The organism is Cellulomonas humilata, from assembly GCF_030814415.1.
Lineage (GTDB): Bacteria > Actinomycetota > Actinomycetes > Actinomycetales > Cellulomonadaceae > Cellulomonas > Cellulomonas humilata_A.
On record NZ_JAUSVB010000002.1, the window covers coordinates 136,041 to 150,133 of the forward strand.

Sequence of the window (14,093 nt, forward strand, 5' to 3'; positions counted from 1 at the left end):
TCGTCAGGTCCGAACACCGGACCTCTCAACGATGAGAAGGAGCAAGCAATGCGACGGATCACCATCGCGGCAATGGGTGCGGTCGTCGCACTCGGACTGGCCGCCTGCTCGGGCAGCGGCGCCGGCAGCACCGACGACTCGACGGGCGGCTCGGCAGACGCCGGCGACCTCACCGTCGGCGTCGCGATGCCGACGCAGACCTCCGAGCGGTGGATCGCCGACGGCGACGCGGTCGAGAAGGGCCTGAAGGACGCCGGCTACACGGTGGACCTGCAGTTCGCCGGCGACGACATCCCGACCCAGCAGCAGCAGATCGACCAGATGATCACCAAGGGCGCTGACCTGCTGATCATCGCCTCGATCGACGGCACCGCACTGTCCAACCAGCTGCAGGCCGCCGCTGACGCGAACATCCCGGTCATCGCCTACGACCGCCTGATCCGTGACAGCGAGAACGTCGACTTCTACGTGACGTTCGACAACTACAAGGTCGGCGTCCAGCAGGCGACGTCGCTGCTCGTCGGGCTGGGCGTGCTCAACGCCGACGGCTCCAAGGGCGACGCTGCCGGCCCGTTCAACATCGAGCTGTTCGCCGGCTCGCTGGACGACAACAACGCGCACTTCTTCTACCAGGGCGCGATGGACACCCTGCAGGAGTACATCGACGCCGGCACGCTCGTCGTGAAGTCGGGCCAGACCGACATCGAGCAGGTCGCGACGCTGCGCTGGCTGCAGGAGACCGCCCAGAAGCGCATGGAGGACCTGCTGACGTCGACGTACTCCGACGGCAGCAAGGTGCAGGGCGTCCTGTCCCCGTACGACGGCCTGTCCCGCGGCATCATCACCGCGCTGCAGAACGCCGGCTACGGTCCCACGATCGCCGATGGCCTGCCGATCGTCACCGGCCAGGACGCGGAGATCGCGTCGGTCAAGCTGATCAACGACGACGTCCAGTTCTCGACGATCTTCAAGGACACCCGCAAGCTCGCCGAGCAGGCCGTCATCTCGGCGCAGTCCTTCCTCGCCGGTGAGGAGCCCGAGGCGAACGACACCGAGACGTACGACAACGGCGTCAAGGTCGTCCCGTCCTTCCTCCTCGAGTCGGACATCGTCTACAAGGACAACATCCAGTCGCTCCTGATCGACTCGGGCTACTGGACCGAGGAGCAGGTCGCCTCCGGCCAGGCCTGACCCGTACCGTCCTGACCTGCGGCCGGCCGGCACCACACGGTGCCGGTCGGCCCGGGTCGCCCCCCACGAGGGGTGCCGACGGCGGCACCCTGCACGACGAAGGACGGTGGAAGCCCCATGGCCAACTCCATTCTCGAGATGCAAGCCATCACGAAGACCTTCCCCGGCGTCAAGGCGCTGCAGGACGTGTCGATGTCGGTCCAGCGTGGCGAGATTCACGCGATCTGCGGTGAGAACGGCGCAGGCAAGTCGACGCTGATGAAGGTGCTGTCGGGCGTGTACCCGCACGGCACGTACGACGGATCGATCCTCTTCGAGGGTGAAGAGGTCCAGTTCGGGTCGATCAACGACTCCGAGGCCAAGGGCATCGTGATCATCCACCAGGAGCTCGCGCTGGTGCCCTACCTCTCCATCGCGGAGAACATCTTCCTCGGCAACGAGCGCTCGCGCCGCGGGCTGATCGACTGGAACCTCGCCAACTCGCAGGCCGTAGCGCTCCTCGAGCGGGTCGGTCTGGACGAGCTCCCGGTCACCCCCGTCGGACAGCTGGGCGTCGGCAAGCAGCAGCTCGTCGAGATCGCCAAGGCGCTGTCGAAGGAGGTCAAGCTGCTGATCCTCGACGAGCCGACGGCCGCCCTCAACGACAACGACTCCGAGCACCTGCTGGGCCTCCTGCGCCAGCTCAAGGCGCAGGGCATGACGTCCATCATGATCTCCCACAAGCTCAACGAGATCGCCGAGATCGCCGACACCACGACGATCATCCGCGACGGCCGCACGGTCGAGACGCTCGACATGGTCGCCGACGAGGTCACGCAGGAGCGCATCATCCGCGGGATGGTCGGCCGCGACCTCGGGCACCGGTTCCCGCCGCACGAGTCGCAGATCGGCGAGGAGGTGCTGCGGATCGAGGACTGGACCGTGCACCACCCCACCGACCCCGACCGCATCGTCGTCGACGGCGCCAACCTCACCGTGCGTGCGGGCGAGATCGTCGGTCTCGCCGGACTCATGGGCGCCGGGCGCACCGAGCTCGCGATGTCCGTCTTCGGCCGCTCGTACGGCAGCCACATCACCGGCAAGGTCTTCCTGCACGGCAAGGAGATCCGCGTCGCCACCGTCTCCGAGGCGATCAACCACGGCATCGCGTACGCCACGGAGGACCGCAAGAAGTACGGGCTGAACCTCATCGAGGACATCCGCACGAACATCTCCGCCGCGAACCTGTCGAAGGTGTCGCGCGGTGGCTGGGTGAACAGCAACGAGGAGATCAAGGTCGCCGAGAGCTTCCGCCAGAGCATGAACATCAAGGCACCGACGGTGCTGGCGCTCTCGGGGAAGCTGTCCGGCGGCAACCAGCAGAAGGTCGTGCTGAGCAAGTGGCTCTACACGGACCCCCAGGTGCTGATCCTCGACGAGCCGACGCGCGGCATCGACGTCGGTGCCAAGTACGAGATCTACACGCTGATCAACCGTCTCGCCGAGGAGGGCAGGGCCGTCCTGGTCATCTCCTCGGAGCTGCCCGAGCTGCTCGGCATCTGCAACCGGATCTACACGCTCTCGGCCGGCCGGATCACCGGTTCGCTGCCGAAGGAGCAGGCGACCCAGGAGAACTTGATGGAGCTCATGACCAAGGAAAAGGACCAGGTTCGATGACCGCCATGGCAGGCCTGAAGGACCTCTTCACGAGGAACCTGCGCCAGAGTGGGATCTACGTCGCTTTCGTGGCGATCGTGGGTCTCTTCACCATCCTCACGGACGGGGTGCTGCTCAGCCCGGGCAACGTCACCAACATCGTCCTGCAGTACTCCTACATCCTGATCCTCGCGATCGGCATGGTCATCGTGATCATCGGCGGTCACATCGACCTGTCCGTCGGGTCGGTGGTCGCGCTCACGGGTGCGGTCTCGGCGGTCGTCGTCATCCAGCGCGGCCTGCCCTGGTGGGTCGGCGTTCTCGCCGGGCTCGCCGTCGGGCTCCTGGTCGGCATGTGGCAGGGCTTCTGGGTCGCGTACGTCGGCATCCCTGCGTTCATCGTGACCCTGGCCGGCATGCTGCTCTTCCGCGGCATGACCCTCCAGGTGCTCGGCAACATCTCCCTGTCGCCGTTCCCCGCGGAGTACCAGAAGATCGCCGGTGGCTTCCTCAACGGCTTCCTGGGCGGTCAGGGCATCGACGTGTTCACCCTGGTCATCGGGGCGATCGCGGTCCTCGGCTACGCGTTCAGCCAGTACCGCGCCCGGCTCGGCCGGATCAAGTACCAGCAGGTCGTCGAATCGATGCCGATCTTCATCACCAAGCTCGTCCTGGTCGGTCTCGTCGGCATGGCCTTCACCTACCAGCTGGCCCGCAGCCGTGGTCTGCCGATCGTGCTGATCATCCTCGGCATCCTGGTCATCGCGTACCAGATCGTCACCACGAAGACCGTGTTCGGCCGCCACGTCTACGCGATCGGTGGCAACCTGTCCGCCGCGCAGCTGTCCGGCGTGAAGGTCAAGCACGTCAACTTCTGGATCTTCGTCAACATGGGCATGCTCGCCGCCGTGGCCGGCGTGGTCTACTCCTCGCGGTCCAACGGGGCACAACCCAGCGCCGGTGAGATGTTCGAGCTCGACGCCATCGCCGCCTGCTTCATCGGTGGCGCATCGACCACCGGTGGCGTCGGCCGGGTGACCGGCGCGATGGTCGGTGGCCTGATCATGGCCGTCATGAGCAACGGCATGCAGCTCATGGGCATCGACCAGTCGGTGCAGCAGATGGTCAAGGGCCTGGTCCTGCTGCTGGCCGTCGCGTTCGACATCTACAACAAGCGGCGCGCGGGCGCGGCGCGCTGACGATCGGTCGGCTGACCAGCACGGACGAGGCCCGCGGCTATGCTCGCGGGCGTGGGAGGACGGGTTGCGATGTCAGGGTCGCAGTCCTCTCTTCGTGAGGCCAACCGCGCGCTGATCGTCGAGACGGTCCACCGGCACGGCGGGCTCACGCAGGTCGAGCTCGCCGGGTCGACGGGCCTGTCCGCGGCGACGGTCTCCACGATCGTCAAGGAGCTGCTCGCCGCCGGGGTGGTCGACACCCGGAACACCACCCGCAGTGGGCGTCGTGCCCAGATGGTCACGATCGCCCACCGGGTGGGGCTCGCGGTCGGCATCCACATCGGCCCGCGGCACATGCGGATCGCGCTCGGCGACGTCATGAACGAGGTCGTCGCCGAGCAGACCCTCCCGCTGCCGAACGAGCACCGCCTCGACACCAGCCTGGACCGCGCGGCGCTGCTCGTGGCGGACCTCCTCGAGCGGGTGGGGTCGACGCTCGACGAGGTCGTCGGGATCGGCATCGGCCTGCCGGCGCCCGTCGACAGCGCCACCGGCATGGTCTCGGTCCGTGGCATCATGCGCGGCTGGGACGAGATCCACGTCGGCCACGTGCTCTCGAAGCGGCTGGGCTGCCCGGTGTTCGTCGACAACGACGCGAACCTGGGGGCGCTCGCCGAGAGCACGCACGGGGCGTCTCGCCCGTACCGCGACTCCGTCTACGTGCGGGCGTCGCACGGGACCGGCGCCGGCATCGTGATCGGCGGCCAGGTGCACCGCGGGTTCGGCGGGACCGCGGGCGAGATCGGGCACGTGCAGGTGGACCCGCAGGGAGACATCTGCCGGTGCGGCAGCCGCGGGTGCCTCGACACCGTCGTCGGCGGCCCGGCGCTGCTCGAGCCCCTGCGCTCCAGCCACGGCACGCTCGCCCTGCGCGACGTGATCCAGCGGGCGATCGAGGGTGACCCGGGCTGCGCGCGCGTCATCGCGGACGCCGGCTCGATCATCGGTGAGGTGGTGTCCGGCCTCGCGACCGCGGTCAACCCGCAGTGCATCGTCGTCGGAGGAGAGCTCGCCGAGACGGGAGAGCTCCTGCTCAGCCCGCTGCGCGAGGCGATCCGGCAGCGCGTGCTGCTCAACCAGATCGCGCCGCTCGAGGTGGTCCCTGCCGAGCTCGGCCAGCGCGCGGAGGTCGTCGGCGCCCTGGAGCTCGTCCTGCGGTCGACCGACTTCGTGGTCCGGTCCGACGAGCAGGCACGCGCCGCAGGGGACGAGCTGCGCGGGTGAACAGGAGATGGCGCATTGACGCACGCACCGGTCGGGGTTTCACTGCACGTACGTGCCCAACGAGGAGCAGGTGAGGTCATGAGCGAGAACCCCCGGGTCCCGCTGCTGTCCCTCCGGCAGATCAGCCTGCGGTTCGGCGCCGTCGAGGCTCTCGTCGGCGTCGACCTCGACGTGCACGCCCACCAGGTGGTGGCGCTGGTCGGCGACAACGGTGCGGGCAAGTCGACGCTCGCCAAGGTGATCTCCGGCGTGCTCCAGCCCGACTCCGGCCTGATCGAGATCGACGGCGTGGAGCAGACGATCCCGTCGCCGTCCGCGGCGCACGCGCTCGGGATCGCGACCGTCTTCCAGGACCTCGCCCTGTGCGGCAACCTCGACGTGACGTCGAACATCTTCCTCGGCCGCGAGCTCACCGACGGCGCGCTGCTCGACGACGGTCGCATGGAGCAGATGGCGCGGGGGATCCTGCGGGACCTCACGCTGCGGATCCCGTCGGTGCGCACCCCGCTGTCGGAGCTGTCGGCGGGGCAGCGCCAGGCGGTCGCGATCGCGCGCACCCTGATCGGCTCCCCGCGCCTGGTGGTGCTCGACGAGCCCACGGCGGCACTGTCCGTCGCCCAGACGGCGGAGGTCCTCACGTACATCGAGCGGCTGCGGGACCTGGGCCACGGCGTGATCCTCATCAGCCACAACATGAACGACGTCCGCGCGGTCTCGGACCGCATCGTGGTCCTGCGGCACGGGCGCAACAACGGCGCGTTCGACGCGGACACCGCCAGCTACGAGTCCATCCTCGCGGCGATCACCGGGGCAACCAGCCAGGACAACGAGATGCTGCGCCGGATGGCCGCGCTGCGCTGAGCAGCAGCTCGTACCGGCACGCACGAAGGGCCCCCGACAGGTGACTGGCGGGGGCCCTTCGGCTGTGCCGGGTTGCGGAGACCGCGGCGGGTGGTCACGCCAGGGGCGTCAGCCCTTGACCGAACCGGACATGAGGCCGCCGATGAAGTACTTCCCGAGCAGGATGTACACCAGCAGCGTGGGCAGCGACGCGAGCAGGGCGCCCGCCATCGAGATGCCGTAGTTGGTGAGCAGGGCACCGTTGGCCAGGTTGTTCAGCGCCAGGGTGACCGGGCCGTTCTGGCTGGAGGAGAAGAACACCGCGAAGAGGAAGTCGTTCCACGCCGAGGTGAACTGCCAGATGAGCACGACCACGAAGCTGGGGATCGAGATCGGCAGGATGACGGACCAGTAGGTCCGCAGCATCCCGGCACCGTCCACGCGGGCGGCCTCGACCAGCTCGTCGGGGATCGACATGTAGTAGTTGCGGAAGATCAGCGTCGTGATCGGCAGGCCGTAGATGACGTGCAGGATGATCAGCGACGGGACACCCGACGGGATGCCGGCGCCGAGGATGAGCTGCAGCAGCGGGATCATCACGGCCTGGTACGGGATGAACATCCCGAACAGGATCAGCGTGAAGACGATGTCCGCACCGCGGAATCGCCAGCGGGCCAGCACGAAGCCGTTCATCGACCCGAGGAACGAGGAGATGATCGCGGCCGGGATGACCATCTGGAACGTGCGCCACAGCGACGGCGAGAGGGCCTGCCACGCGCCGGTCCAGTTCTCGGTCACCCACACCTGCGGGAGGTTCCACGCACGTGCGGGGGAGGCGTCGCCCTGACCCTTGAAGCTGGTCACGACGAGCACGTAGACCGGGATCAGGACGATGAGCGTGAAGAAGATGAGCAGGGCGTACTTGGCGGTCCGGCCCTTGGAGAAGCGGCTGGTCTGCTTCTCCGGCTCGAGGGTGAGCGGGGCGCCGAGGGGAGCGGTGAACTCCGTGGGCGTGACGACGGTCATCAGTGCTTCTCCGTCCGGTTGAGGTGCACCAGGTACGGGACGATCAGCACCGCGACGATGACGAGCAGGATCGCGCCGACGGCGGCCGCGTTGGAGTAGTCGAAGCTCGACTTGAAGACGTACATGTCGATGGCGGGCACCTTGGTCTGGTAGTTCGCCGGCTTCGAGATCGACATGATCAGGTCGAACGCCTTGAGGGACATGTGCCCGACGATGATGACGGCGGACAGGGCGACGGGGCTCAGCTGCGGGAAGACCACGTGGCGGTACATCTGCCAGGTGGAGGAGCCGTCGACGCGGGCGGCCTCGCGCAGCTCCTCGGGAACACCCCGGAAGCCGGCCAGGAAGAGGGCCATCACGTAGCCCGACAGCTGCCAGATCGCGGGGATCGCGATCGCGGCGATGCCGACGTCGACGTTGTTCCACCAGTTGTTCTGCAGGAACGGCAGCCCGATCATCTGGAACAGCCGGTTCAGGCCGGAGGCGTTCTCGCCCTGGTTGGAGTTCAGCAGCCAGCGCCACACGACACCGGACGCGACGAACGACACGGCCATGGGGAACAGGTAGATCGAGCGGAAGACGCCCTCGAACCGCACCGGGCGGTCGAGCAGCCAGGCCCAGAGGAACCCGAAGATCATGGTCCCCGCGAGGAAGACGACCGTGTAGATGACGAGGTTCTTCAGCGAGTGCTGGAACTCCTCGGAGCCGAACAGGTCGATGTAGTTCTGGAACCACACGAAGCTGACGGGCTCACGGCCGTTCGCCTGGGCGGCGTTGTGGATGTCCTTCATCGACGTCGTCGCGTTGATGGTGAGGAGTCCGTAGACGAAGACGCCGAGCAGGATCAAGGTCGGCGAGATGAGCAGGAGGGGCGGGCCCCACGTACGGATCTGTCGGGGCACGAGTGCCTCCTGAGTCGTGACGAGCGAGCGGACGGGTCGGGCGGTCGGAGCGACCGACCCGGGGCGTGCGGTGCTGCGGATGTGGAGCGCGGCACCGCCCCGGCCCTGGGATCACCAGGGCCGGGACGGGCCGGTCACGCGGTGAGCCGATCAGCTCGCGTTGGCCTCGGCGGCGGCCACGAGGTCCGCCTGGAAGCCGGCGAGGTCGCCGCCACCGGTGGTGAACTTGCTGGTGGCGTCGGAGATCGCGTTCGCCCAGGCGGTCGGCGCAGCCGCACCGTGTGCCAGCGAGGACACGATGGTGTCCTGGCCGAACGAGGCCATCGCGGACTGCTGGTAGGCCGAGAAGTCCTCGGGCTTGGCGTCGTTGCGGGCCGGGATCGAGCCCTTCGCCTTGTTGAACGCGACCTGGCCGTCGAGCGACCCGATCGTCTTCAGCCACGCCTTGGCGCCGGCGGGGTGCGGGGCACCCACGGCGAGGGTGAACGAGTCGGCCAGGAAGTCGAAGACGCCGTCCGTGCCGGGGACCGGCATGTAGACGTAGTCGGCCGGAGACTTCTTGCCGGCCTCCTCGAACGCCGCGACGGCCCAGTCGCCCATGACGTTGAACGCGGCGTTGCCGTCGATGACCTGCTGGGTCGCGTCCGGCCAGTCGAGGCCGTCACGGTCCTCGTTGGTGTAGCCGATGAGCTTCTCGAAGTCGGCGAGCGCGTCGGTGACCTCGGAGCTGGACCAGTCGGTCGACCCGTCCCAGAGGCCGTTGTAGCCGTCGGCGCCCAGGTCGGACAGCAGGATGGTCTCGAGCAGGTTGACCTGGGTCCACGTGGTCGCCAGCGACAGCGGCGTGCGGCCCGTCTTCTCCTTGACGGTGTCGAGCGCCACGAACCAGTCGTCGAGCGTCTCGTACTTCGCGGCCGGGTCGAGACCCGAGTCCGTGAGGAGCTGGGTGTTGGCCCAGACGACGTTCGCACGGTGGATGTTCGAGGGGATCGAGTAGATCTTGCCGTCGACGGTGAGGCGCTCGACCAGGTCGGCCGGGAACGCGTCGCGCAGACCGAACTCGTCGTACAGGGCCGAGACGTCCTCGACCTGGCCGGCGTTGATGTAGTCGGTCAGCTCGGCGCCCGCGTGGGCCTGGAACGTGTCCGGCGGGTCGTTGGCCTGCAGGCGCGACTGGAGCAGGTCCTTGGCCGCGGAGCCGGCGCCACCGGCGACGGCGCCGTTGACGAACGTGACGTCCGGGTTCTGGACGTCGAAGACGCCCACGAGGGCGTCGAGGCCGAGCTTCTCGGAGCCGCTGGCCCACCAGGTGAAGACCTCGACCTCCTCGCCGGTCCCGCTCGTCGCGTCGTCGCCGCTGTCGCCGGAGCTGCACGCTGCCAGCGCGAGGCTGGCGACGGCGAGACCTGCGGCCAGGGCGGTGAACTTGCGTGCTGTACGCATGTGACTCCTACGCCTTCTTTGCCGTGGATAGGGGTACTGCTGCTGTGCTGGCCGCGGTGGGGTTCCCGCGGCCCGGGGTGCTCGCCCGGCGGCGCAGGAGCGCCGGCCGGACGATCGGGTCGAAGACTCATCAGTGCGCCTCGCCCGATCCGGTGGACATCCCATCGGCCGCGGCGCGTTGAAGTCAAGAAATGAACGCATGCGACGCCAAATCGTGATCTGGAGTTCACCCTTCGGAGACGGCAGACTGGTGCGGATGGCCGCAGAAGCGGCAACCAGCGCATTCACGGCGCATCTGTGCAGGTCACCGCACTCTCCGCGCCGGGCCGCAGGCGCGGTGCCCCGGCATCCCGAGCGCCTGCTGGGCGCCCGGTGTGAGGTGCGACACGGCGTGTGTATCCTTCGCGCGTGGGCAATGACCGGGTTACACCGGGCTCCCAGACTTCACTGCGTGAAGCCAACCGGGCGCGGATCGTCAGCGCCGTCCAGCAGCGTGGGTCGCTCACGCAGGTCGAGCTGGCCGGCGTCACCGGCCTGTCCCCGGCCACCGTGTCCAACATCGTCAAAGAGCTGACGAGCGTCGGCGTCCTGCACACGGCCCCCACCTCGCGCAGCGGTCGCCGCGCGCAGCAGGTGACGCTCGCCCGCAACCTCGGCCTCGTCGCCGGGATGCACTTCGGCACCCGCTCGCTGCGGGTGGCTCTGTCCGACGTCGCCCACCGCATCGTCGCCGAGCAGCGGATGCCGCTGCCGCCCGACCACCGCGCCGACCAAGGGCTCGAGCGTGCCGCGCTGCTCCTGACGGAGATGGTCGACTCGGTCGACGCCGTGCTGTCCGAGGTGCTGGCCGTCGGCGTCGGCGTCCCGGCGCCGGTCGACGTCCGCACCGGCCAGCTGTCGTCCCTCGGCATGCTCCGCGGGTGGGACGGCGCCGCGGTGCCGCAGCTGCTCGGGGACCGGCTGGGCCTGCCGGTGTACGTCGACAACGACGCCAACCTCGGTGCGCTCGCCGAGGTCCGCCTCGGTGCCGCCCGCGGCAAGCAGCACGTCGTCTACGTGCGGGCCTCCCACGGCGTCGGCGGTGGTCTGGTGCTCGGCGGTGAGGTGTTCCACGGCCGCGTCGGTGCCGCGGGGGAGATCGGCCACACGACGATCGACGACCAGGGTCCCGTCTGCCGCTGCGGGAACCGCGGCTGCCTGGAGATGTACGTCGGGGCGCCGGTGCTGCTCGACATGCTGCGGCCCAGCCACGGCAACCTCACGCTCCGCGACGTCATCGCGCAGGCCGAGGCGGGGGACGCGGGGTGCCGACGGGTCATCGCCGATGCCGGGCACCACCTCGGCGTGGCCGCGGCGGGCGTGTGCAACCTGTTCGACCCCGAGCTCCTCGTCGTCGGCGGCGAGCTCGCGGACGCGGGCGAGATGCTCCTAGAGCCCCTGCGCGCGGCGCTCTCCCAGCGCACCATCCCCAGCACCGCCGGACCCGTGCCCGTGGTCGGCGCGGAGCTCGGCGCCGCCGCCGAGGTACGCGGGGCGCTCGCCGTGGCGCTCGACACGGTCACGATCGCCGGTGCCGGGGCGGTGGTCGTGTGACCCGCGTCGTGGTGGCCGTCGTCAGCACCCTCCTCGGGCTCCTCGCCCTGGGTGGGTGCGCCACGGCCCCGACGGTCTCCGCCCCCTCCGACCAGGTCATCGCGCTGCTGCTCCCGGAGTCGAAGACCGCTCGCTACGAGGCCGTGGACCGACCGCAGTTCGAGAAGGTCGTCGCCGACCGCTGCCCCGACTGCACGGTCATCTACGCCAACGCCAACCAGGACGCGGCCGCCCAGCAGCAGCAGGCGGAGTCCGCGCTCACCCAGGGCGCGGGGGTCCTCGTGCTCGACGCGGTCGACGCCGCGGCGGCCGTCAGCATCGTCGGGCAGGCGCACCGGCGTGGTGTTCCCGTCATCGCCTACGACCGGTTCATCCAGGACGCCGACCTCGACTACTACGTCTCGTTCGACAGCCGCCGGATCGGCCGGCTGCAGGGCGAGGCGCTGGTCCGTGAGCTGGCCGCCGGGCGGACCGGGCCCGACGACCCGCCGCAGGGCGTGCTCATGGTCAACGGGTCGGCCACCGACCCGAACTCCGCGGCGCTCGAGGCGGGGGTTGCGGACGCGTTCGAGGGCGCCGCGGTCGAGGTCCTGGCCGAGTACGACACCCCCGACTGGAGTCCCGACAAGGCGCAGGAGTGGGTGACCGGTCAGCTCACGCAGTACGCCGGGCGTGTGGACGCCGTGTACGCCGCGAACGACGGCACCGCGGGTGGGTCGATCTCGGCGATGAAGGCCGCAGGGCTCGACCCCGTCCCTCCCGTCACCGGCCAGGACGCCGAGCTCGCCGCCATCCAGCGGATCGTCACCGGCGACCAGTCGATGACCGTCTACAAGGCGATCAGCGAGCAGGCGCGCACCGCCGCCGAGCTCGCCGTCCGTGTGGTGCACGGCGAGGTGCCCGTCACCACCTCCCGCGTGCAAGGAGTGCCGGCATTGTTGCTCAGCCCCGTGCCCGTGACCCTGGACGACGTGCGCCGCGTCATCGTCGACGGCGGCGTCTACACCACCGAGGAGATCTGCGTGCAGCCCTACACCGACGCCTGCACCGCCGCAGGCCTGCTCGACGCGGGGACGTCATGACTGCCGTGCACGGGCCCGTCCTCGCGCTGCGGGGGGTGTCCAAGAGCTACGGCGCCGCGCGCGCCCTCGTCGACGTGGACCTGCAGGTGAACGCCCACGAGGTCGTGGCCGTCATCGGCGACAACGGCGCCGGCAAGTCCACCCTCGTCGGCGCCCTGACCGGCGCGCTCGTGCCCGACGAGGGCGAGGTGCTCGTCGACGGGGTCCCTGTCACGCTGTCGGACCCGTCGGTCGCGCGCGGCCTCGGGATCGCGGCGGTGTTCCAGGACCTCGCCCTGTGCGCCAACCTCGACGTCGTCGAGAACCTGTACCTCGGGCACGAGGCCCAGCGCGGGCTGCTGCTCGACGAGGTCGCGATGGAGAAGCACGCGTGGGAGCTGCTCAACCAGCTCGCCGCCCGGGTGCCGTCGGTCCGCGTGCCGGTCGCGGCGCTGTCCGGCGGGCAGCGGCAGGCCGTCGCGATCGCGCGCTCCCTGCTGGGGGAGCCCCGCGTGATCGTCCTCGACGAGCCGACCGCGGCCCTCGGCCTGCGGCAGACGGCCGAGTTCCTCACCCTGGTCGAGCGGCTGCGCGAGCGCGGGCACGGCGTCCTGCTGACCAGCCACTCGCTGGCCGACGTGCAGGCCGTCGCCGACCGTATCGTCGTCCTGCGGCTGGGCCGCACCAACGGGGAGTTCGACGCCGCCAAGACCAGCTACGAAGAGCTGCTGGCGGCCGTGACGGGAATCCAGCGATGAGCGACCTCGGCCTGGCTGCGTCCACCTGGCAACGCCTGCGCACGGGCGACCTCGGCGTCCTGCCCGTCGCCGTGGTCCTCGTCCTCATCGGCCTGGTGTTCCAGGTGCTCAACCCGCACTTCCTGTCCGCGGACAACCTGGTCAACCTCACGCAGCAGTCCGCCGCGACCGGGGTGATCGCGCTCGGCGTGGTCCTCACGCTGCACGTGGGCCAGATCGACCTGTCGGTCGGGGCCGTCTCGGGGCTGGCCGCCGCCGTGGTCGCCGTCGGCTCCGTCCAGCTGGGCTGGCCGCTGTTGCTCGCGGTCCTGGCCGCGCTCGCGGTCGGCGTGCTCGTCGGGTCGATCTACGCGGCCCTGCACACGCGGCTGGCGGTACCCAGCTTCGTGTTCACCCTGGCCGGCCTGCTGGTGATCACCGGGCTGCAGATGCGCGTGCTCGGCCCCACCGGCTCCGTGAACCTGCCGTTCGAGTGGTGGCTGGTGCGGTTCTGCCAGACGGCGTTCCTGGCCCCCGCGACGTCCTGGGTGATCGTCGCCCTCGTCGTGGCCGGCTATGCCGCCGGACGAGCCGTCGACCGCGTGCGCCGGCTGCGCGCCGAGCTGCCCGTCGCGCCGCTGTGGCAGGTCGTGGCGCGGGTGGTCGCGCTCGCGGCCGGGCTGTCGGTCGTCGTCGCCTACCTCGGCACCAACCGGGGCGTCGGCGCGGTCTTCGCCCTGTTCGTCGGGCTCGTCGCGCTCACCGACCTGATGCTGCGCCGGACGCGCTGGGGCCGGTTCGTCCGGGCCGTCGGAGGCGACGCAGAAGCGGCCCGCAAGGCCGGCGTCCCCGTGCGCCGGGTGTTCGTGTCCGCGTTCGTCGCGTGCTCGACGCTCGCCGCCCTTGGCGGGGTGCTGGCCGTGGGCCGGCTCGCGGCCGCGAACCAGGGCAGCGGCGCGGGGGACACCAACCTCACCGCGATCGCGGCCGCCGTGATCGGCGGGACCAGCCTGTTCGGCGGGCGCGGCTCGGCATGGTCCGCGCTCGTGGGCATCCTCGTCGTCCAGTCCATCTCGACCGGGCTCACCCTGCTCAACCTCGACCAGTCCGCCCGCCTGGTCGTCACCGGCCTGGTCCTGGCGGTCGCCGTCACCATCGACGCGCTGCAGCGCCGGGCGCGCGAGGCGTGAACGACGCAGGCCC

12 protein-coding genes are annotated in these 14,093 nt (G+C 69.8%); 9 read left to right on the top strand and 3 right to left on the bottom strand.

Features of this window, described 5'->3' with window-relative positions:
* The first annotated feature begins 48 nt into the window (after positions 1-48).
* From chvE to J2X26_RS06830, 5 genes are all read left to right on the top strand, one after another.
* Complete coding sequence (gene chvE / locus J2X26_RS06810; protein ID WP_307490912.1) at positions 49-1,191, top strand: multiple monosaccharide ABC transporter substrate-binding protein; 1,143 nt, start codon at positions 49-51, stop codon at positions 1,189-1,191.
* Positions 1,192-1,308: 117 nt separating this feature from the next.
* Positions 1,309-2,847, top strand: coding sequence for a multiple monosaccharide ABC transporter ATP-binding protein (mmsA, locus tag J2X26_RS06815; RefSeq protein ID WP_307490913.1), 1,539 nt, complete (start codon positions 1,309-1,311; stop codon positions 2,845-2,847).
* Positions 2,844-4,025: a multiple monosaccharide ABC transporter permease gene (gene mmsB, locus J2X26_RS06820; protein WP_055912426.1), complete on the top strand. Its 1,182-nt coding sequence runs from the start codon at positions 2,844-2,846 to the stop codon at positions 4,023-4,025. Before mmsA ends, mmsB begins: the two co-directional genes overlap by 4 nt.
* A 69-nt stretch (positions 4,026-4,094) precedes the next feature.
* Complete coding sequence (locus tag J2X26_RS06825) at positions 4,095-5,288, top strand: ROK family transcriptional regulator (protein ID WP_307490914.1); 1,194 nt, start codon at positions 4,095-4,097, stop codon at positions 5,286-5,288.
* Between the two features lie 78 nt (positions 5,289-5,366).
* Positions 5,367-6,149, top strand: coding sequence for an ATP-binding cassette domain-containing protein (locus J2X26_RS06830; RefSeq protein WP_307490916.1), 783 nt, complete (start codon positions 5,367-5,369; stop codon positions 6,147-6,149).
* A 108-nt stretch (positions 6,150-6,257) separates the two neighbouring features.
* Here the strand turns inward: J2X26_RS06830 and J2X26_RS06835 are convergent, their stop codons facing one another.
* From J2X26_RS06835 to J2X26_RS06845, 3 genes are all read right to left on the bottom strand, one after another.
* Positions 6,258-7,154 (bottom strand): carbohydrate ABC transporter permease, encoded by an 897-nt coding sequence (locus J2X26_RS06835; RefSeq protein WP_307490918.1) that lies wholly within the window; start codon positions 7,152-7,154, stop codon positions 6,258-6,260.
* A complete protein-coding gene (locus tag J2X26_RS06840) occupies positions 7,154-8,056 on the bottom strand; it encodes a carbohydrate ABC transporter permease (protein WP_307490919.1) in 903 nt (300 codons plus the stop codon). Before J2X26_RS06840 ends, J2X26_RS06835 begins: the two co-directional genes overlap by 1 nt.
* 150 nt (positions 8,057-8,206) lie before the next feature.
* Positions 8,207-9,499, bottom strand: coding sequence for an ABC transporter substrate-binding protein (locus J2X26_RS06845; protein ID WP_307490921.1), 1,293 nt, complete (start codon positions 9,497-9,499; stop codon positions 8,207-8,209).
* A 408-nt stretch (positions 9,500-9,907) separates the two neighbouring features.
* Here J2X26_RS06845 and J2X26_RS06850 point away from each other — a divergent pair, with 408 nt between their 5' ends.
* From J2X26_RS06850 to J2X26_RS06865, 4 genes are read left to right on the top strand one after another with little or no spacing between them, the layout of a single operon-like run.
* The gene (locus J2X26_RS06850; RefSeq protein ID WP_307490923.1) at positions 9,908-11,092 is read left to right on the top strand and encodes an ROK family transcriptional regulator; all 1,185 of its coding nucleotides are present in this window, start codon (positions 9,908-9,910) and stop codon (positions 11,090-11,092) included.
* Positions 11,089-12,174: a substrate-binding domain-containing protein gene (locus J2X26_RS06855; protein WP_307490925.1), complete on the top strand. Its 1,086-nt coding sequence runs from the start codon at positions 11,089-11,091 to the stop codon at positions 12,172-12,174. Before J2X26_RS06850 ends, J2X26_RS06855 begins: the two co-directional genes overlap by 4 nt.
* Positions 12,171-12,911, top strand: a complete 741-nt coding sequence (locus J2X26_RS06860; RefSeq protein ID WP_307490926.1) for an ATP-binding cassette domain-containing protein — start codon at positions 12,171-12,173, stop codon at positions 12,909-12,911. The genes J2X26_RS06855 and J2X26_RS06860 overlap by 4 nt, the downstream gene beginning before the upstream one ends.
* Positions 12,908-14,080: a sugar ABC transporter permease gene (locus J2X26_RS06865; RefSeq protein ID WP_307490928.1), complete on the top strand. Its 1,173-nt coding sequence runs from the start codon at positions 12,908-12,910 to the stop codon at positions 14,078-14,080. The genes J2X26_RS06860 and J2X26_RS06865 overlap by 4 nt, the downstream gene beginning before the upstream one ends.
* The last annotated feature ends 13 nt before the right edge of the window (positions 14,081-14,093 follow it).

Coding starts and splice junctions, on each gene's coding strand:
- J2X26_RS06865 (WP_307490928.1), top strand. CDS start 12,908: ATGAGCGACCTCGGCCTGGCTGCGTCCACCTGGCAACGCCTGCGCACG.
- J2X26_RS06830 (WP_307490916.1), top strand. CDS start 5,367: ATGAGCGAGAACCCCCGGGTCCCGCTGCTGTCCCTCCGGCAGATCAGC.
- J2X26_RS06835 (WP_307490918.1), bottom strand. CDS start 7,154: ATGACCGTCGTCACGCCCACGGAGTTCACCGCTCCCCTCGGCGCCCCG.
- chvE (WP_307490912.1), top strand. CDS start 49: ATGCGACGGATCACCATCGCGGCAATGGGTGCGGTCGTCGCACTCGGA.
- J2X26_RS06860 (WP_307490926.1), top strand. CDS start 12,171: ATGACTGCCGTGCACGGGCCCGTCCTCGCGCTGCGGGGGGTGTCCAAG.
- J2X26_RS06845 (WP_307490921.1), bottom strand. CDS start 9,499: ATGCGTACAGCACGCAAGTTCACCGCCCTGGCCGCAGGTCTCGCCGTC.
- mmsA (WP_307490913.1), top strand. CDS start 1,309: ATGGCCAACTCCATTCTCGAGATGCAAGCCATCACGAAGACCTTCCCC.
- J2X26_RS06825 (WP_307490914.1), top strand. CDS start 4,095: ATGTCAGGGTCGCAGTCCTCTCTTCGTGAGGCCAACCGCGCGCTGATC.
- mmsB (WP_055912426.1), top strand. CDS start 2,844: ATGACCGCCATGGCAGGCCTGAAGGACCTCTTCACGAGGAACCTGCGC.